The following is a 15,289-nucleotide window of genomic DNA, read 5'->3' as shown; positions in this document are numbered from 1 at the left end:
ATTATTAACCAGTTCGCAATAATGATACATCAATGTTCGCAATTTGGAACTAATCATTCAATGTCGAACTCATCTATTTTCACTTCAAGCTCCATGCTGGTTGTAAATCCATTATCCGGGCTGACAGAATGCGTCAGGGTGGTAATGGTCCATTCTGCATCATCGATCGGCTGCTTAAACCCCGTAACCTTCACCGGCATTTCCGTATAGAGATCAGCCCGCCCCTCAGCGAGCTGCAGGGAAAATGAAGCAACCCCACGCTGCAGACGTTCCCACTGCATTTTTGCTGCGCGCTCTGCATTGCTCCGGTTGGCGTAGGTACGATTAAGAACCAGCACGTTTTCATCCGTTCCCACCAGATAATCGCCCTGTTTTGCTTCCGGCTCTTTGGGTGTGGTGGTTTTCTTTCGACGACGCTTAACACTGGTTGTCTCTTTTTTCCTGGGTTCACGCGTATGCAACCAGCTGGCAATAACACCGGTATAGGCACCACGATCAGCAAGGGTGAACCGATGACCGTCACCGGCTTTGCGCGTGATGGTGATAACCGGCAGCGGCTTGCCGCTCGCCGTTCTTCCCTGTCCCTGCCGGATAAACAGCAGATTCCCGTTCTTGACGGAAGCAATCGCTCCATACTGTCTCGCCAGTTTCATCAAAAAACTTGCATCGCTTTCATTGGTCTGGTCCAGATGATCCAGCGCCTTATCCGTCAGGTCTTTACCCAGCGCCACTTTGAGGTTATGCCGGGCGGCGATTTCCTTTACCACCTCCCCCACCGTTGTCTGATGCCATGACTTTTCGCGCCGTGTATTGAGGGTTTCACGGAAATCTGCGCTACGCGCCCGGATGGTCAGCCGGTCAGGGGCACCGCTGTGTTCAATTTCATCCACAGTAAAAGCCCCTTTAGTGAAAAGCGGCTGGCCTTTCCAGCCCAGCGCCAGCTGAATCACTGCCCCACGTCGCGGCAGGGCGATCAGCCCGTCGGCGTCGTCCAGCTCCAGATCAAGCTGGTCCGCTTCAAAGCCCCGGTTATCCGTCAGCGTCAGACTCATCAGGCGGGTATCCAGCACGGTCGTCACGTCCTTACCTTCAATGACGATACTGAAGGCCGGGCTTTTGCTGTTCAGATTCAGAAGATCAGAATTAACGTTCACTGCAGCAATCCTCCTACCGTGTTCTTAATCCCCCCAATCGCAGAGGCAGCAGAGTCCTGCAGGTTGCTGAGCTGGTCACTCAGGCTCCCGAACATGTCAGACAGCGATTCATCAACCCGTTTGAGGGTGATCGTAAACTCAATGCGCCTGGGCATTCCGCTTTCAAAAAATTCCGTTTTTGTCTGACTCAGGCTCTCGATTACAAACATGCCGTAAATGGTCCCGCTTCCCTCAATCAGGGGCCATGCTTTGCCCAGCTCTGCCATTTGCTCCAGAGCGAGCAATGACAGCCTGCCCCCGGTGACCTCCGGCAGCAGTACGCCAGATAACGTCAGCGAGTCATTATCCGGGCCAATAAACTGCGTTGATGGTCGTCGGTTCACCCGACTGTTGGCGGCGTGTCGCCAGCTTCGCTGATACTGCAGCTCCTGATATGGCACTGTACGCAGCATAAAGACATATAACCCCAGCACCATCATCATGATTCATATCCCCCTTGATCACTGAAATTACTGCGCGCTTTAGCCCTGGTCTTGCGTTCGCGTTCGTCAAGCTGTCGGGCAACTTCACGGGCAATATCTTGCGCACTCTGCCCTGGCTGAGCATAGATAGTGATCTGCGCGTGAGTCTCAAAGTGCATCACTGGCTGCGCACTGGCAGATTTCGCAGGCTGGCTTTGTTTATATGCCACAGTAGGCAGACTGTAAGGATGTAGTGGAGCAGCCTCTGCAGGCGCTGCCGCTACGCCCATGACACCTGCAACGACGGAAGCCAGCGCGGCAGTGCGCCGCCTGCTGGTCACATTTGCGGGGCCGTTCACAATTTCAGGGCCGTTCTCCCCAACAATACCAAACTGACCGCGCGGAATAATCCCACCACTGTCATACATCCCGGCAAACGGAACGGCAGCAGCTGCTGCTCCACCAACCACCTGCACCTGTGCTTTACCTTGTGTTTTATTATTTCCGGTCATCCAGTCAGGCAGATAATCGGTGACTGAGGAAAGCTTGCTTTTGAGTGTCTCCCATTTGGCATTAACTCCATCGAGAATGCTGTCAATAATGGCGCTGCCCATGTCCTGAAACTTCGCAGGAAGCGCGGCAACATCAGCCAGGATCGAATTCCATTTATCACTAATAGATTGTCTGATATTGGCCCACGCGTCAGAAACGCCAGATTTTATTGCATCCCAATTTTTAGCTATTAATCCCGGCAAGGTATAATTAAAGAACAGTGACTTAATCCCCTCCCATGCGGCACTGGCCTTTTCTTTAATCCAATCCCATGCCGTACCTGTGGCATTACATACGGCATCCCACATGGCCTTGAACTTTGGCCCAAGAGTGTCCCAATTCTGCCAGATATAAATAGCACCAGCGGCGATCAGCCCTATGACAGCCAGTATAGGGTTTGCAAACATCAATCGGCCCAGCCATATAACTGACTTGCCAACAGAACTTATTGCTTTCCCAATAAGACCAAATGCAGATGAAAATTTTAGCCCCATCACCCCTGCGCTCATTCGCACTACTGCCATTGGCCCTAACACAGACGCCAGCGCCAGTGAAACAACCCCAGCGGCGGTGGCAACAATGGCAAAGCCTGCTGCCAGCTTAAACAGCGCAGAGGTCAATTGAGGGTGTCGTTTAACAAAACCATCCAGACGCGAAGCCAGTTCACCCAACCAGTCAGCCAGCTTCTTTAATGCAGGGGCAACTGTTTCACCGATACTAGCCATAGCATTGGTAAAGGAACCTGTAGCGGCTTCCCATTTATTACCAAGAGTATTCAAGGAGGCATCAACACGCTCGCGCAGAGAAGCCTGATTTTGTAGCTTTGAAGCCGTTTCACGATACCCTGAGATGCCTTTGGTAATCATAATATTTAGCACCTGCAGCGTTTCCGCATCATCCCCAAAAATACCTTTTAACGTAGCTAACCTTTTCTCAGTATTAAGCTTTTGGAGTTGAGCTAATTGCGTGTACATTTTCTCCAGCCCGCCAAACTCCCCCTTTCCATCAGTAAAATCGAACCTAACGCCAGTGCCTTTTAGTTCATCATTAGCATCCTTCACTTTTTCCGTATTCATGACGGACTGAAATACTTTTCGGTAGGCATTACCAGCTGACTCTCCAGCCATACCAGCCTGATCAGCCATAACTAATAGAGGAGCAAATGTCTTAGCCGCGTCCAATCCCTTTTTATGAATAATATCCATCGCGCTGCTGATTTTTGAGAACCCCTGCAGCATATTTCCTGAATCTACCCCCGCGTAGAATCCTTTCTGGATCACGTCCATCAGATTCATCATGTCTTTTTCGGAGGTCTGAGTAGCATCTTGTAACTTAGCCGCAAACTCAGCTGCTGCAGTGGGAGCCATCTGTAACTGCACGCCAAGATAAGCTGCTGACTCTCCCAAGCCGCCCAGGATGACCTGCGCCGACATACCCTGACGGCGTAGCATAGTCATCATGTTCTGAAAGTCGGCTGTTGTTCCCGGCAGCTTATCGCCCAAAGCAACTGCAAGCCGGTTAATTTTTTCAAATTCAGGCGCTACCTTTCCGCCCGGTCCCATCATGGAACCGGCGAGCTGATTCGCTGCATTTTCTGATTCTGAATAGGCTTTTACTGGAGCCAACAACGTCATGCCAGTAGTTACCCCAGCCGCCATCGCCCCTGCACCATTACCTGCCAGAGAGTTCCTTAACTCGCGGGTCTTTTCAGCCTTGGCTTTGATGGCGTTGAGCTTTCGCTGACGCTCGCCAACTTCACGCAGCCTGCGCTCCTGCTCAGCCAACTGTCGGTTATACCGCTCAGTTTCTCGTGCAATCCGTGCCGTCTCACGCGCTCCGCCCCCAGCAGATAACCCCAGCCGATAAAGCTCAGCCCTGGCTGCCGCCATCTGGCGAGTTTCCTGTTGCTGTTTTTGTTCAAGACGTGAAACAGCACGCCACTGAGCTTCCAGCGCCTGCGTTTGTTTTTTTGTCGGGGATTCCAAAGATGACATTTCGCGCGTCATCATTTGAGCGCGTAGCCTCGCCTGAGCCAGTTCGGCACCAGTACGGCTAACACTTTTAGTTAGTTGATCGAAAGATTTAAGCTGACCTCCAGCATCACTCAGCTTTTTAATCTGATCGCGGGTTTGTCGAATAGCTGATGCCAGCTCCTTAGAGCCAGCCTGTGCATTTTTAAATGGGCGGGTTAACTTATCCACCGCCCCCAGAACTACCTGCAGTCGCAGGTTATTATCACTCATCGCTGGCCCCGCTTCTCTGAATTGCCTTATGCCGCCACTCCAGCACCTCTGTCAGCGGCATAACGTCAGTGATGGACGGCGACCAGTGAAAGATGGTGGCAATATCTGCCACCAGATCATCAACCGTCAGGTTGTCGGTAAATCGACAAGCACCGACTTCGGCAACAAAAAAGTCACCACCTCTACAGCCATTGCTGTCAGATCGGCGGGGTCCAGCTCTGCCATTTCCTGCGCGGTCAGCGTCGGAGTGGAGATTCGCGGGATCACAGTCATCATCGCGCCCACGTCCATATCCATAATGGCCTGCAGACGGGTGCCACGCAGTGCGCCGGACTGCGGCTTGCGCAGCACAATTTCGGTAATTTCAGTTTTACCGCGCATGATGGGGGTATCCAGTTTTACGGTCTTTTCAGTCAGCTTGTCGCTCATGTTCGTATCCTGTTAATGAAATACTGGCGCGGCTGCCCGCGCCGTTAAGGTTAATCAGAGGCCGAGGGCATTACGGTGTTCTTCCATCAGATCCACGCCGTCAACGATTTCAACCATGTTGACCAGATCGACCTCATAGAGCACCTCACCGTTAATGGTCAGCTTCGCGTAGCTGTTAGTACTGCTGACCTTGGTGGCGCTACTCTCGCCGGTTTTCCACTCGCCGGAATCCACTTCTTTATGACGCCCGCGCACAACCAGCTCAACGGCCTGCACTTCGCCAGTATCGTCACGCTGAATGGAACCGGTGAAACGCAGCTGGATGCCGTCAACGGTTGCCTTGCCCATCTGCTTGAATAACAGCAGTTCGGTGCCGCCGATTGAAAATTCCGTGTCCAGTGCGCCGTCATCCAGCCCCATGTCCACATCCACCGCGCCCGGCATACCGCCGCCGCGATACTTCTCAAACTTGCGGGTGAATTTCGGCAGGGTCAGAGACTCGACAATCCCCTGCCAGTTGTTCCCGTCGTTGAACAGGTTCAGGTGTTTTAACTTACGTGGTAAAGCCATGGTGTCCCCTTACGCGCTGACCTGGCTGGAGAAATCCAGCAGGTACTGATCGGTGATGCGCTGGCGCAGCATCAGGTTTTCAAGCGGCGGCACCGGCGTGTAGTCGTAGTCGATAGTGAGTTTCCCTGCTTTCAGGGAGTCTTTATCGTTCACCGACTCATCCAGCCAGCAGTCTGCACCGATGATGTAGCCCTGCGTTTTCAGGCTGCGCAGCTTGGCGCGGATACCTTCGATAATGTCACGGGCCAGCGATGGGTTGAGCACGCCATCCACCGCCCACATGTGCGCTTCAGCGATGGTGTCAGCCAGCACCTGCGCCGTGCGGGTGTAGTTCTCAAAGGCAAACAGCGGATCGTCACTGAGGCAGCGGGAACCCCAGAAGCGGAAGCCGTCTTTGCGGATAAGCGTGGTGACGTCATTCTGGTTGAGCAGTCCCGCATCGGTTGCCGGGTCCTGCAGATCCCAGAACACATCAGCGGAAATGCCGGTGACACCGTTCACGCCCACGTTGGACAGGGTCTTGTGCCAGCCGGTCTGCTCGTCAATTTTGGCTCGCAGGCCGAGCGCACGGGCGGAGGCGTAAGCTGTCGCGTCTGCATTCAGCACAGTGTCAAAGTTGATAAAGTCAGGCCAGATCAGCATCCCCTCGCGCTGGCTGAAATTGTCACGGTAGGCAATTGCTTCTTCTACCGTTTTGCAGCCGTAGGCGGACAGATAGGCAAACCCGCGCAGACTCTGCGCCACGCTCAGCAACTCAGTGGCAACTGCCTGCGTGTCGTGTCCCGGCACACCGAGAATGCGCGGCTTGACACCGAGCTGCGACTGCGCCGATAGCAGCGCTTTCATGCCCGTTTTTTTACCGTCAGCAGTCACACCGCCGATAATGTTGGAGGTGGTTTCCGCTTCGGTTTCGCCCTGCGCCACGCGCACAACGACGGTCACGGGTTTAGCCTGGTCTGCAATCGCATCCAGCGAACGGGCCAGCGTGCCGGACTCTCCCGCTTTGCCGCTGGCGGTCAGCACATCGGTCAGCAGAACCGGCTTGTTGAGGGGAAACATAGACGCATCAGCATCATCGCCGGTGCAGACCATGCCCACGATGGCGGTGCTCACCGTGGTAATGGATCGGGTGCCCTCGTTGATTTCAACAACGCGCACCCCGTGGTGGTAATCCTGAGCCATAGCGGCGAACCTCCTGATTGGAATAGGCTTCGCCCTATGTTGTATTGATTACGTCACGCAGACAGCTGCGCGGCGTTGTCCTGTTAATCACACAATGTCGCAGGATATTTGCGGTATAACGTCGAGATCCCCACATCAAAAATTAAAGCAACCCGCTGCCGTGTTTCACCTGCAGCAAGTAACCTGCCAGCCTGTGCCCATTGCTCTGGCGTCAGTTTTGGTCTTCGCCCTCCAATCCTGCCTTTAGCTCTTGCAGCTTCCAGTCCCGCACGGGTTCGTTCCACTATCAGCTCGCGTTCCATCTCCGCCAGTGCCCCCATAACGTGAAAGAAAAACCGCCCCATCGGAGTACTGGTGTCTATGCTGTCAGTCAGACTGCGGAAATTAACCCCGCGCTGTCGGAGTTCTTCTATCAGGGTCACAAGGTGTCGCATGCTTCGCCCCAGCCTGTCGAGTTTCCATACAACCAGCGTGTCTCCCTCTGATAACGTCCTGAGCAACCTTTTTAGCCCTGGCCTGTCCGCTGTTTTTCCGCTCATTTTGTCTTCAAAAATTAGCTCACATCCTGAGCGTTCCAGTGCATCACGCTGCAGCGCTGTGTTTTGCTCACTTGTTGATACGCGCACATAACCGACTAACATTTATTTCCCCTTATGCAAAAGCCCAAATAATGCCAGCCTGGCGGGAAAACAGCATTTTCTTAAACGTTCAATTGGGAGAAGCGGCGAAACGGGATGTTGGCACAGGTGTAAATCAGATACCGGATATGTCCGCATTCGATGCTCAGTTAGCTCTCAGTGGCTATGCAAAAGAGCCTTCTGGTTTAATCCGGCAATGGGTTGGTGGGAATACTGGCGGCATGGTCGCGGGTGAAGCAAAAGTGATTGAACTCCCTTTCCCGTTCCCTTCCGGCATTCTTGCCGTAGTGCCTTATACCGGCGCACTTGCTCCCGGTTTTACAGCTAGCGTAGGGATTAAATGGAGCGGGAAAAACCAGATCACGCTTTATAACTCATCAATGACAACAGCAATTGCCGATTATGGATTTATCGCATACGGGAGATAAAATTATGGATAAAACATTTAATTACGCTTATAGCCCGACGAATAATCTATTTTATCCTGTTGCTTTGCGAACGGATTATGAAAAGGCGTCATCATGGCCTGCCGATCCTGTTGGTGTAAGTGACGAAATATATTTTGAATATTCAGGAATACCGCCAGAGGGGAAAATAAGACGCTCCGATGCTAACGGTATGCCCTGCTGGATTGATGCGCCATCAAAGAGCAAAGAGGAACTTATCACCGAAGCGGAAAAAGTCAGACAGGTGCTTATCGCTCAGGCCAATGAGTTTATTAGTGGAAAGCAGTTGCCAGGTAAGGCAGCAATTGGTCGGCTGAAAGGTGACGAACTGGCGCAGTACAATTTGTGGCTGGATTATCTGGATGCGCTGGACGCGATAAAGACAACCAGCGCACCCGATATCAAATGGCCTACACCACCGGGGGAACAGGCCAGTTAACATTCTCAGGATCGGTTTTGATATCCCACGTCTTAACCTCATTTTTATAGGCCAGCCACGCCGACAGTTTTTCCCTGTTGGCGTTGCTGATTTCACCGAGCATCAGTTCTGTTCGCCAGTCCAGCATAACAGCGTCAGCATGGGCCAGTAGTTTCTGGCGTTCTTTTTCGGCAGCAGCAATCAACTCTTCACGTGTCGCCGGTGGAATATCAATCCAGACTGGCATATTTTGGCTGGAACTTAGCTGCTTGCCTTCAGGTGGTGCAAAGTTATATTCATTTCTTACGCTATCAGAAACCTCTATAACATCAGATGGTAATGAACCATTGGTAAGGTATTCTTCTTTCATCTCGATGGGATAAAAACCCAATGTGCTTGGCGAAAATAAATACATGGTTATTTCCCTATGGCAATAAAGTATGAAGAATTCATTCCACCAATATTGTATTTAGCAAAAAATCGGGTCAGGTCATTGACGTCACGTTGTATTGATGGAAATTGTTGTGATGGAGAGGCAGGCGTTGACATTAAAACGCCAGGCACAATAGCAATAACGCTACTCGGAAATGGTATAGGGAAATTGATATATAGCCCGTTAGAATCAAAAGACGCCTCGAAAGCCTGAATAACATATCCACTCGGCAACTTAAACCACCCGCCACCTGACTGAAAATTACTCATATCAGGAACTTGGCCCACCCCGGAACCAACATCCCTTTTTGCCGCTTCTCCCAATCGAAGGTATTGTAGAAGGGCCGAAACACTTTTCCCGCTGAGATTCGTCAGCGTGGCATCAAGTGGCTGTTTCCCCGCCAGCGCGTTCATCACTGTTGTCGCAAAGTTAGGATCATTCCCCAGCGCAGCCGCCAGTTCATTCAGTGTGTCCAGCGCCTCCGGCGACGAACCAACCAGCCCCGCAACAGCAGATTTCACAAACGCGGTAGTGGCAATCTGCGTATTATTCGCTGACTGAACAGCAGTGGGAGCCGTTGGCGTTCCGGTCAGAGCCGGACTTGCCAGCGGTGCTTTCAGTGTCAGCGCATTGTTAATGGTGGTACTGAAATTCGGATCATTATTGATAGCTGCTGCAATTTCTTTCAGCGTATCCAGCGTTGCCGGGGCGCCACCAATCAGGGCAAGAATAGCAGCCTGCACAAAGGCCGTGTTTGCAATCTGCACGGAATTATTGCCTGCCGCAGCCGTCGGCGCTTTTGGCATGCCTGTCAGCGTCGGACTGTCTTTTGGCGCATACTGCGAATGGGGATCAACAGCAGCAAGATGCTTTGCCATCAGGTCATCCACATATACCTTAAGCTCCAGCACCTTATCATCCACATATTTGCGGGTTGCCAGAACCACAGCAGGGTCAATTTTCAGGGTGATGTTATCGGTGCTGCTGGTAATCAGTACCATACGCACGGTCTGCGTGCGTCCGCTGCCCTCCGCCAGTTTCGGCTTGTAGCTCTCCGGGCAGTTTCCCACAGCAATCAGCGCGCCGGTTTCATCAAACAGGCCGACTTCACGAACCCACCACCCACCCTCATTTTCCGGGATCACCTGCTCAGCAATAATCTGGCTGCTGTTCTGCGGGTCGATATACAGCATATTCAGCGCTGCGCGGCGCTCCTCAGCCACTAACGCGGTCTGTTGTGCGTTGGGTGTGGGCAGCACACCGCCACCGCTGCCCACCGCCATATGAGTAATTTTTAACGGGACACCGAGTGCGGCGGCGCTTGCCAGTTTCGCCGCGCCGATATCCGTCAGCAGGGTGTAAAATTTTGCGCTCATGGGTTCACTCTCATCGTGTCAATAACATGGACCGCCCCGCCCTCATAAGCGGTGCCGCCGGAAATAATGGTTTCGTTGATATACGGGTAGATCGTGATTTCTTCGCCGGTGTAGGTAGCCGCACCCACAAAATACGGGCCGCCAGTCTGCAGGTTGATGGACATACCAACCAGATGACGGCTGCATGGTTTGGCATCACCGATCAGGCGCTCCAGCTCCAGATAGGTTTCTTCTGTTATGCCCTGGTCCTGCACGCCAATATCCAGACGGAACGTCCCCGGCGTTTCGCCGGTCTGCCACCACTCAATGATGCGGATCAAGAAGCCAAACGGCTCCACCACACGCCGCACGGCACTGGTTGTTCCCTTGTGCTGATGGATATAAAAAGCGTCCTGCACAACGCGGCGCTTGACGCTTTCTGTCCAGCTTTCATCCCAGCGGTCAACAGAAAACGCCCAGGCAAGATAAGGCAGGAATCTGATCGGGCAGGTTGCCGGGTTCCACAAATCACGCAGCGATACCTGCAGATCGGAAATCCCGCTGCAGGTCTGCGCCAGTCTGCGCTCAAGCGGCGACGAACCCGGCGGCAACAGACTATTCATCTGTGCCCCCGTTGGTGACGCTCCACTCTGTACAGGACGCCGCCTGCGTCTTATCCAGCACCACATCCTCCAGCGGGGACAACAGTTCAACACGCTGGACGCCCTCCACGTGCAGCGCGGCATAAATGGCGCTACGGCGGATATCACGTCCCAGCCGCGTCTGACTGGCGATGTATTTCTGCAGACTGGCTTTTGCTTCTGCCATCACCGGCTCAGCCTCCGGCCCCGGATAAAGGAAGATCGTCGCATCCACGCTGTACGGAATAATTTCAGCGCTGCGCACCGTCAGGCGGTCTGCCACCGGGCGAACCTTTTCACTGTTAAGCGCCTGCTCAACCACCGCCAGCAGGTCAGCCCCTGCCGTACCGTCACCCTCGCGGCTCAGCACGGTAAGCACCACCTCAGCCGGTGCCGGACTGGTTGCGCTGGCATCCGCCACCCGCCCGTCGGCACTTCTGGCGTGGAACTCATAGGCTCCCGTCGGCCCTGCAACGGACAGCCCCTCAAATGCTGCAGGAATGCGCTGGCGTAATGCTTCATCACTTTCCATCACTGCGGCGACCGGCGGCACCGCGTCATTATCTGCAGGGACTACCGTCAGGCGCTTCACGTTGCAGTTGCCTGCCAGTTGTTCAAGGTCATTCCCCATGGAATAGGCCACCATGACCGCCTGCGCAGCCTCATTAATTCGCTGACGCAGCAGAATTTCGCGGTAAGTATTTTCCTGCAGCAGTTTGGTGACAGGTTCTGACTCCAGCGCTAACGTACGCATAACGGCCTCCTGTTCATCAGCCGGATGGAGGGCCACAAAGGCGGCCTTGCGTTCTGCCAGCAATGCCTCAAAGTCCGGCACATCCACAATCTGCGGCGGCGGTAGTTGGGAAAGATCAATGACTGCCATTGTCTGCTCCTGTTGATACGGAAAGGGAAACTGGCGCGCCGTTATTGCTGTGTCCGGTAAGCTCAACCACCATAGATCCGTCAAAATTGCCGCTGATGGTGATGGAGTCCAGCGTAAGGCGCGGCTCCCAGCGGTTCAGCGCCACATAGACCGCAGCCATAATCTGCAGGCGCAGCGCCGGGTTCTGTGGCTGGTCAATCAGGGCGGACAGCAGGGAGCCATATTCCCGACGGGCAAGACGGCTGCCCTGCGGCGTCAGCAGAATATCCCGCACCGACTGGCGCAGATGGTCTGTATCTGAAATGGCCTGCCCGTCATTCCTGCTCATACCGATATACAACGTCATACCGGACCTCCCGTGTTAGCGCCGCCTTTCAGAACACCAGTATGCTCATGGTCATCAACTACGATCCCGTTTGAACTCATCGCGCCGCCGCCCTGGGTGACGCCGCCATTGATCACCACCTCGCTGTTAATGCGCGTGGTGTCAGCCTCCACCACAAACTCACCAGTTTTGTAGATGACGCTGTCTGATGCCTCGATCACCATGGATTTGATGCCCCTGACATGCCATCGTCCGGTGGCGGGTTCATACTCAAACCATCCCCCGTCCGGGTACTCCGTCACGCAGCCGCCAACAGAATCCGACGGTGGCGGAAACTGATTGGAGTAGATGGCGGGCAGCACAAAAGCGGTTTCCAGATTGCCGCCCATGCTCAGCACCACCACCTGCTCATCCGGCGACGGACACCACCACGTACGGGCACCACCGGCGCGCAGTGTCAGCCAGTTAATCCAGTTGGTTTCAAGCTCGCCCATTTTTACCCTGCACAGCCACTTTTCCCGGTCCACTTCGGTCACAGTGCCGGTGCGGATCAGGTTGGTGATAAGGCGCATGATTTCGGTCAGTTGTGCATTCATAACGAAAGGTTGCCATCAGTGGGAAAAGGTAGGCAGTTCTGGCGGTTGTACCAGCGATGAAACAAAGATCACCCCGCCAGCCAGCGCAGCATGGTGTCACGGGTGACGGTTTCCACTTCTTCATTCACGCCCAGCAGGCGGCGCTCTGCGTAGCGAACCTCCGGGCCTTTTCGGCTGACGCGATCCCGCAGGCCGTAATGGTGAACACGGGCAATGCGCTGCACCTTGCCATCAAACTGCACGCTGGCGGAGTCCGCACTGGCGGTGGTTTTCAGGTATTTTGTGGTGCGAAGCTTTGCAAACATCTGGCGTTTGATGCGTCCCTTCTTGCTGCGGGCTGTCACCCGGCGCGGCTCATAGCCGCTGCCGTCAGGATTACGCTGCAGCCTGATGTTCTGCTGCTGCGTCCGGCGCAACTGTTGCGCCAGTTGCCGCATCATACGGCTGCGCGCGGCAGGCTCCAGATTCGCCAGTAGCGCCGTCAGCCAGTCATCCACCCTCTGCAGTTCATCCACGTTTCACCGTCCACATTTCTTCGGGTTCGTCCGGCTCCGGCACCGCTTCAACGCTTGACACGCTGCCGTCAGTGCTGACCAGCACGCGCTCCGTCAGTTGCAGGTTCAGGCTGATATCGCACACATCGTTGCGCAGAATATCCACTTCAAAGGTGAACAGTTTTTCGCGCAGCTCCGGGTTATTGATAGCATCCGGCTGGTTGTCACTTAGCCACAGCAGCACAGGAGCCATCAGCAGATTCTGGTCGCCGCTGAAATCCTCGATCACCACGTTCAGGGTGTAGCGGTATTCCCATGACATAGAGCTGGCACCGGTTGCCACCAGTGAGCCGTTATCAACGAAAAGGTGCAGCTTGTCCGGGTTGTCGCGGACATAAGCAATCGCTTTATTCAGGGCGCTGCGTAAGGACTGCGGTTTGTTCACTGTCTCGCTCCTGACACGCAATAATCGTGTCCACTTTGTCTGCACAGACCGCCCAGGCGGCCTCGGTTTCATCCAGCACCGCGTTCAGATCGCCGTTACTGCGCGGCGCTGACCTTTCCAGACGGCACTGCGTCACTCTGGGACAGCCACTCACGGTAAGCTGCACCTCCGGCGAGGGCCGGACGCTCCCGCAGCCGGATAATGTCAGCAGGCAAAGGAGTATCAGCCCAGCGGCGCAAATCCTCATTTTCACGTTTCAGTTCCTCGATCCGGTGCTGGCGGCTGCGCAGCAGTGCGGTGGTCTGTTCCGCTGCCGCATAAAGCCGCGCCTGCTCCCGGCTGTTGGTTTCGGTCAGAATGGACAGGCCGATCAGTTGGCTGTTTTTCTTCGTCAGCTCCTGCGTTTTGCTTTTCAGCGCCGCGCCCTGCGTCTCGATAGTGTGGCTGGCATTGTTAAGCCGCCACGACTGCCAGCCCAGCGCCGCAAGTGCCAGCGCCAGCACTACCGCCAGCGCACGCATCAGGCCGCCATCGGCTCATGAAGCGGCGCGCGGGCAATCTGATACAGAACCAGCGTCAGCAGGTAAAACACCAGGGTGATCACCCATCCAGAAAACGCCAGGCACAGAACAATAAGCAGCCTGATTACCCATGTACGCACGGGTTTTACGGGGTGCGCCCTGAATTTCAGCAATGCCGCCCTGACCTCATCGCGCGCCCGATCTCCGGCGAACCACCCTACAGCGCACAGCGCAGCAAGCAGCCAGGCGAGGAAGCATGACACCCAGACAGACGCACCAACCAGAACCGGCGCAACGCTGCGAGGATACAGCAGGCTGATAACCAACAGCGCAGCCCATGCCAGCTGGAAAAAAACGCTCATGACTTTCTTTTTCATTCCGTTATGCTCCTTTTAAGCACCAGGCCATTTCCCGCGCGCGGCGGTTGTCCAGCCCCTGATTAAACACACCTTTGACATATACCCAGCGCGGCAGTTGATGGCAGGCATCCGCCCAGCGCCGCTGGTTCAGCAACTTAACCAGCGTGGAGTTGCAGGCGTTGCCGGTGCCCACGTTGAAAGCAAACGACACCACCGCGTCATAGACCTTTTGCGGCACCGGCTGCACCACACATTTTTCCAGCGCCCGCTCCACGCGCAGCACATTGGTGATAAGTCCCTGCGCCGCCTGCCGTTCCGTGATAGTTTTGCCCGGCACCACACCGGACGTATTGCCGATCCCGTCGGTCCACACGCCCGCGCTGCACTGATAAGGCTGCAGGCGGCATCCCTCGTAATCGGCGATCAGTTTCAGCCCCTCAACGGAGGTATGAAGCGACTGGAAACCGGGCAGCGTGGCGGCGATAGCCAGCACCGCCCCGACAAGGCAGCGCTTAACGATTGAAGGATTCATATTCCCCCCGCGAAATTTTGCCGCCACGTAACAATTTGAAAGACTGGTGTTTGTAGTACCAGTTGATAGCCAGCATCAGCACACCAATCAGTACGCCGCCAACCGTTGACGCATCCTTGAGCGACAGATCGCCCAGCCATGCCAGCAGCACGGCGATGCAGTAAGTGATAAAGGCGCTGATTCGTTCAAGCGTCATAATTCAGTCCCATAGCTGGACGGTCTGCGCCGTGGTTGACGCCGTAATGTCCGGCAGCTCCACCTGCAGCCCGTGCGGTAAAAATGGGCCGTACTCAGCCAGCCCCGGATTTGCCTGCAGAACCTGCTCAGTGACACCCTGCGTGCGCCCGTAATGACGCCAGCAAAGCGCGTCCACCGTGTCATACTGATGCGCACGCACTTTCATCAGATAAGCTCCACCGTACAGTGCGGTGCATCCTGCACCCGGCTGATAGCCCATCGGGCATCACGCCACAGATCGCCGCTGGCCTCCGACAGCTCCTCCCCTCGCTTCACGCCGGACGCCGTGGCGTCATAGTCCTGATAACGCTCATTGAGCACGGCGCGCGCCCAGCAAAAAACGGCGTTGTGGTAGTGCCGGATACGCTCGCTTTT

The 15,289-nt window shown here is 54.8% G+C and carries 25 protein-coding genes; 2 read left to right on the top strand and 23 right to left on the bottom strand.

Translation table 11 applies throughout. The features are described 5' to 3' along the window. Window positions 1–53: 53 nt before the first annotated feature. From SK34_RS15060 to SK34_RS15030, 8 genes are all read right to left on the bottom strand, one after another. Complete coding sequence (locus SK34_RS15060; protein WP_048233370.1) at window positions 54–1,154, bottom strand: phage late control D family protein; 1,101 nt, start codon at window positions 1,152–1,154, stop codon at window positions 54–56. Continuing rightward, on the bottom strand, window positions 1,151–1,636 hold the full coding sequence (locus SK34_RS15055; protein WP_048233368.1) for a phage tail protein: 486 nt from the start codon (window positions 1,634–1,636) through the stop codon (window positions 1,151–1,153). The genes SK34_RS15060 and SK34_RS15055 overlap by 4 nt, the downstream gene beginning before the upstream one ends. Further along, window positions 1,633–4,410, bottom strand: coding sequence for a phage tail tape measure protein (locus SK34_RS15050; RefSeq protein ID WP_048233366.1), 2,778 nt, complete (start codon window positions 4,408–4,410; stop codon window positions 1,633–1,635). Before SK34_RS15050 ends, SK34_RS15055 begins: the two co-directional genes overlap by 4 nt. Beyond that, window positions 4,403–4,522, bottom strand: a complete 120-nt coding sequence (locus SK34_RS23970; protein ID WP_001397628.1) for a GpE family phage tail protein — start codon at window positions 4,520–4,522, stop codon at window positions 4,403–4,405. The genes SK34_RS15050 and SK34_RS23970 overlap by 8 nt, the downstream gene beginning before the upstream one ends. A 14-nt stretch (window positions 4,523–4,536) precedes the next feature. Continuing rightward, window positions 4,537–4,839, bottom strand: coding sequence for a phage tail assembly protein (locus SK34_RS15045; RefSeq protein WP_032266118.1), 303 nt, complete (start codon window positions 4,837–4,839; stop codon window positions 4,537–4,539). A 54-nt stretch (window positions 4,840–4,893) separates the two neighbouring features. Next, window positions 4,894–5,409: a phage major tail tube protein gene (locus SK34_RS15040; protein ID WP_032266119.1), complete on the bottom strand. Its 516-nt coding sequence runs from the start codon at window positions 5,407–5,409 to the stop codon at window positions 4,894–4,896. Window positions 5,410–5,418: 9 nt separating this feature from the next. Continuing rightward, complete coding sequence (locus tag SK34_RS15035; protein WP_045334072.1) at window positions 5,419–6,591, bottom strand: phage tail sheath protein; 1,173 nt, start codon at window positions 6,589–6,591, stop codon at window positions 5,419–5,421. A gap of 83 nt (window positions 6,592–6,674) precedes the next feature. Then, the gene (locus SK34_RS15030) at window positions 6,675–7,232 is read right to left on the bottom strand and encodes a recombinase family protein (protein WP_048233364.1); all 558 of its coding nucleotides are present in this window, start codon (window positions 7,230–7,232) and stop codon (window positions 6,675–6,677) included. A 29-nt stretch (window positions 7,233–7,261) separates the two neighbouring features. On the opposite strand from SK34_RS15030, the gene SK34_RS15025 reads away from it, so the two are divergent. Both SK34_RS15025 and SK34_RS15020 read left to right on the top strand, forming a co-directional pair. Beyond that, window positions 7,262–7,657, top strand: a complete 396-nt coding sequence (locus SK34_RS15025; protein ID WP_048233362.1) for a gp53-like domain-containing protein — start codon at window positions 7,262–7,264, stop codon at window positions 7,655–7,657. Between the two features lie 4 nt (window positions 7,658–7,661). Next, entirely contained in the window at window positions 7,662–8,114 is a 453-nt protein-coding gene (locus tag SK34_RS15020) for a tail fiber assembly protein (RefSeq protein WP_048233360.1), read from the top strand. Here the strand turns inward: SK34_RS15020 and SK34_RS15015 are convergent. From SK34_RS15015 to SK34_RS14950, 15 genes are all read right to left on the bottom strand, one after another. Further along, window positions 8,086–8,508 carry a tail fiber assembly protein gene (locus SK34_RS15015; RefSeq protein WP_048233359.1) on the bottom strand — a complete coding sequence of 141 codons (423 nt, stop codon included), beginning with the start codon at window positions 8,506–8,508 and terminating at the stop codon, window positions 8,086–8,088. The two genes, SK34_RS15020 and SK34_RS15015, sit on opposite strands and share 29 nt — an antisense overlap. 2 nt (window positions 8,509–8,510) lie before the next feature. Further along, on the bottom strand, window positions 8,511–9,902 hold the full coding sequence (locus SK34_RS15010) for a phage tail protein (protein ID WP_048233357.1): 1,392 nt from the start codon (window positions 9,900–9,902) through the stop codon (window positions 8,511–8,513). After that, window positions 9,899–10,504, bottom strand: coding sequence for a phage tail protein I (locus tag SK34_RS15005; protein WP_001397640.1), 606 nt, complete (start codon window positions 10,502–10,504; stop codon window positions 9,899–9,901). Before SK34_RS15005 ends, SK34_RS15010 begins: the two co-directional genes overlap by 4 nt. After that, window positions 10,497–11,405: a baseplate assembly protein gene (locus tag SK34_RS15000; RefSeq protein ID WP_048233355.1), complete on the bottom strand. Its 909-nt coding sequence runs from the start codon at window positions 11,403–11,405 to the stop codon at window positions 10,497–10,499. The genes SK34_RS15005 and SK34_RS15000 overlap by 8 nt, the downstream gene beginning before the upstream one ends. Beyond that, on the bottom strand, window positions 11,392–11,751 hold the full coding sequence (locus tag SK34_RS14995; RefSeq protein ID WP_048233354.1) for a GPW/gp25 family protein: 360 nt from the start codon (window positions 11,749–11,751) through the stop codon (window positions 11,392–11,394). Before SK34_RS14995 ends, SK34_RS15000 begins: the two co-directional genes overlap by 14 nt. Continuing rightward, window positions 11,748–12,326, bottom strand: coding sequence for a phage baseplate assembly protein V (locus tag SK34_RS14990; protein WP_048233353.1), 579 nt, complete (start codon window positions 12,324–12,326; stop codon window positions 11,748–11,750). Before SK34_RS14990 ends, SK34_RS14995 begins: the two co-directional genes overlap by 4 nt. 68 nt (window positions 12,327–12,394) lie before the next feature. After that, window positions 12,395–12,841 carry a phage virion morphogenesis protein gene (locus SK34_RS14985; RefSeq protein WP_046669932.1) on the bottom strand — a complete coding sequence of 149 codons (447 nt, stop codon included), beginning with the start codon at window positions 12,839–12,841 and terminating at the stop codon, window positions 12,395–12,397. Continuing rightward, entirely contained in the window at window positions 12,834–13,265 is a 432-nt protein-coding gene (locus tag SK34_RS14980; protein ID WP_048233352.1) for a phage tail protein, read from the bottom strand. Before SK34_RS14980 ends, SK34_RS14985 begins: the two co-directional genes overlap by 8 nt. Continuing rightward, window positions 13,228–13,473 carry an Rz1-like lysis system protein LysC gene (lysC, locus tag SK34_RS24980; RefSeq protein WP_072600794.1) on the bottom strand — a complete coding sequence of 82 codons (246 nt, stop codon included), beginning with the start codon at window positions 13,471–13,473 and terminating at the stop codon, window positions 13,228–13,230. The genes SK34_RS14980 and lysC overlap by 38 nt, the downstream gene beginning before the upstream one ends. Continuing rightward, complete coding sequence (gene lysB, locus SK34_RS14975; RefSeq protein WP_162926034.1) at window positions 13,361–13,789, bottom strand: Rz-like lysis system protein LysB; 429 nt, start codon at window positions 13,787–13,789, stop codon at window positions 13,361–13,363. The genes lysC and lysB overlap by 113 nt, the downstream gene beginning before the upstream one ends. After that, window positions 13,786–14,163, bottom strand: a complete 378-nt coding sequence (locus tag SK34_RS14970; RefSeq protein WP_001528673.1) for a DNZ54_00345 family protein — start codon at window positions 14,161–14,163, stop codon at window positions 13,786–13,788. The genes lysB and SK34_RS14970 overlap by 4 nt, the downstream gene beginning before the upstream one ends. 4 nt (window positions 14,164–14,167) lie before the next feature. Next, window positions 14,168–14,677 carry a lysozyme gene (locus tag SK34_RS14965; RefSeq protein ID WP_048233351.1) on the bottom strand — a complete coding sequence of 170 codons (510 nt, stop codon included), beginning with the start codon at window positions 14,675–14,677 and terminating at the stop codon, window positions 14,168–14,170. Further along, window positions 14,658–14,873 carry an HP1 family phage holin gene (locus tag SK34_RS14960; protein WP_000171565.1) on the bottom strand — a complete coding sequence of 72 codons (216 nt, stop codon included), beginning with the start codon at window positions 14,871–14,873 and terminating at the stop codon, window positions 14,658–14,660. Before SK34_RS14960 ends, SK34_RS14965 begins: the two co-directional genes overlap by 20 nt. A 3-nt stretch (window positions 14,874–14,876) precedes the next feature. After that, on the bottom strand, window positions 14,877–15,080 hold the full coding sequence (locus SK34_RS14955; RefSeq protein WP_000868184.1) for a tail protein X: 204 nt from the start codon (window positions 15,078–15,080) through the stop codon (window positions 14,877–14,879). Next, the coding region (locus SK34_RS14950; RefSeq protein WP_197081266.1) for a head completion/stabilization protein at window positions 15,080–15,289 on the bottom strand (210 nt) is incomplete at its 5' end. The genes SK34_RS14955 and SK34_RS14950, both read right to left, overlap by 1 nt.

The sequence above is a fragment of the Citrobacter sp. MGH104 genome, assembly GCF_001034485.1.
Taxonomy (GTDB): Bacteria; Pseudomonadota; Gammaproteobacteria; order Enterobacterales; family Enterobacteriaceae; genus Citrobacter; species Citrobacter freundii.
Note: the sequence above shows the minus strand (reverse complement) of the source record. Positions and strands in the feature narration are given on the sequence as shown.

Coding starts and splice junctions, on each gene's coding strand:
- SK34_RS15055 (WP_048233368.1), bottom strand. CDS start 1,636: ATGATGATGGTGCTGGGGTTATATGTCTTTATGCTGCGTACAGTGCCA.
- SK34_RS15050 (WP_048233366.1), bottom strand. CDS start 4,410: ATGAGTGATAATAACCTGCGACTGCAGGTAGTTCTGGGGGCGGTGGAT.
- SK34_RS15045 (WP_032266118.1), bottom strand. CDS start 4,839: ATGAGCGACAAGCTGACTGAAAAGACCGTAAAACTGGATACCCCCATC.
- SK34_RS15040 (WP_032266119.1), bottom strand. CDS start 5,409: ATGGCTTTACCACGTAAGTTAAAACACCTGAACCTGTTCAACGACGGG.
- SK34_RS15035 (WP_045334072.1), bottom strand. CDS start 6,591: ATGGCTCAGGATTACCACCACGGGGTGCGCGTTGTTGAAATCAACGAG.
- SK34_RS15030 (WP_048233364.1), bottom strand. CDS start 7,232: ATGTTAGTCGGTTATGTGCGCGTATCAACAAGTGAGCAAAACACAGCG.
- SK34_RS15025 (WP_048233362.1), top strand. CDS start 7,262: ATGCCAGCCTGGCGGGAAAACAGCATTTTCTTAAACGTTCAATTGGGA.
- SK34_RS15020 (WP_048233360.1), top strand. CDS start 7,662: ATGGATAAAACATTTAATTACGCTTATAGCCCGACGAATAATCTATTT.
- SK34_RS15015 (WP_048233359.1), bottom strand. CDS start 8,508: ATGTATTTATTTTCGCCAAGCACATTGGGTTTTTATCCCATCGAGATG.
- SK34_RS15010 (WP_048233357.1), bottom strand. CDS start 9,902: ATGAGCGCAAAATTTTACACCCTGCTGACGGATATCGGCGCGGCGAAA.
- SK34_RS15005 (WP_001397640.1), bottom strand. CDS start 10,504: ATGAATAGTCTGTTGCCGCCGGGTTCGTCGCCGCTTGAGCGCAGACTG.
- SK34_RS15000 (WP_048233355.1), bottom strand. CDS start 11,405: ATGGCAGTCATTGATCTTTCCCAACTACCGCCGCCGCAGATTGTGGAT.
- SK34_RS14995 (WP_048233354.1), bottom strand. CDS start 11,751: ATGACGTTGTATATCGGTATGAGCAGGAATGACGGGCAGGCCATTTCA.
- SK34_RS14990 (WP_048233353.1), bottom strand. CDS start 12,326: ATGAATGCACAACTGACCGAAATCATGCGCCTTATCACCAACCTGATC.
- SK34_RS14970 (WP_001528673.1), bottom strand. CDS start 14,163: ATGAAAAAGAAAGTCATGAGCGTTTTTTTCCAGCTGGCATGGGCTGCG.
- SK34_RS14965 (WP_048233351.1), bottom strand. CDS start 14,677: ATGAATCCTTCAATCGTTAAGCGCTGCCTTGTCGGGGCGGTGCTGGCT.
- SK34_RS14960 (WP_000171565.1), bottom strand. CDS start 14,873: ATGACGCTTGAACGAATCAGCGCCTTTATCACTTACTGCATCGCCGTG.
- SK34_RS14955 (WP_000868184.1), bottom strand. CDS start 15,080: ATGAAAGTGCGTGCGCATCAGTATGACACGGTGGACGCGCTTTGCTGG.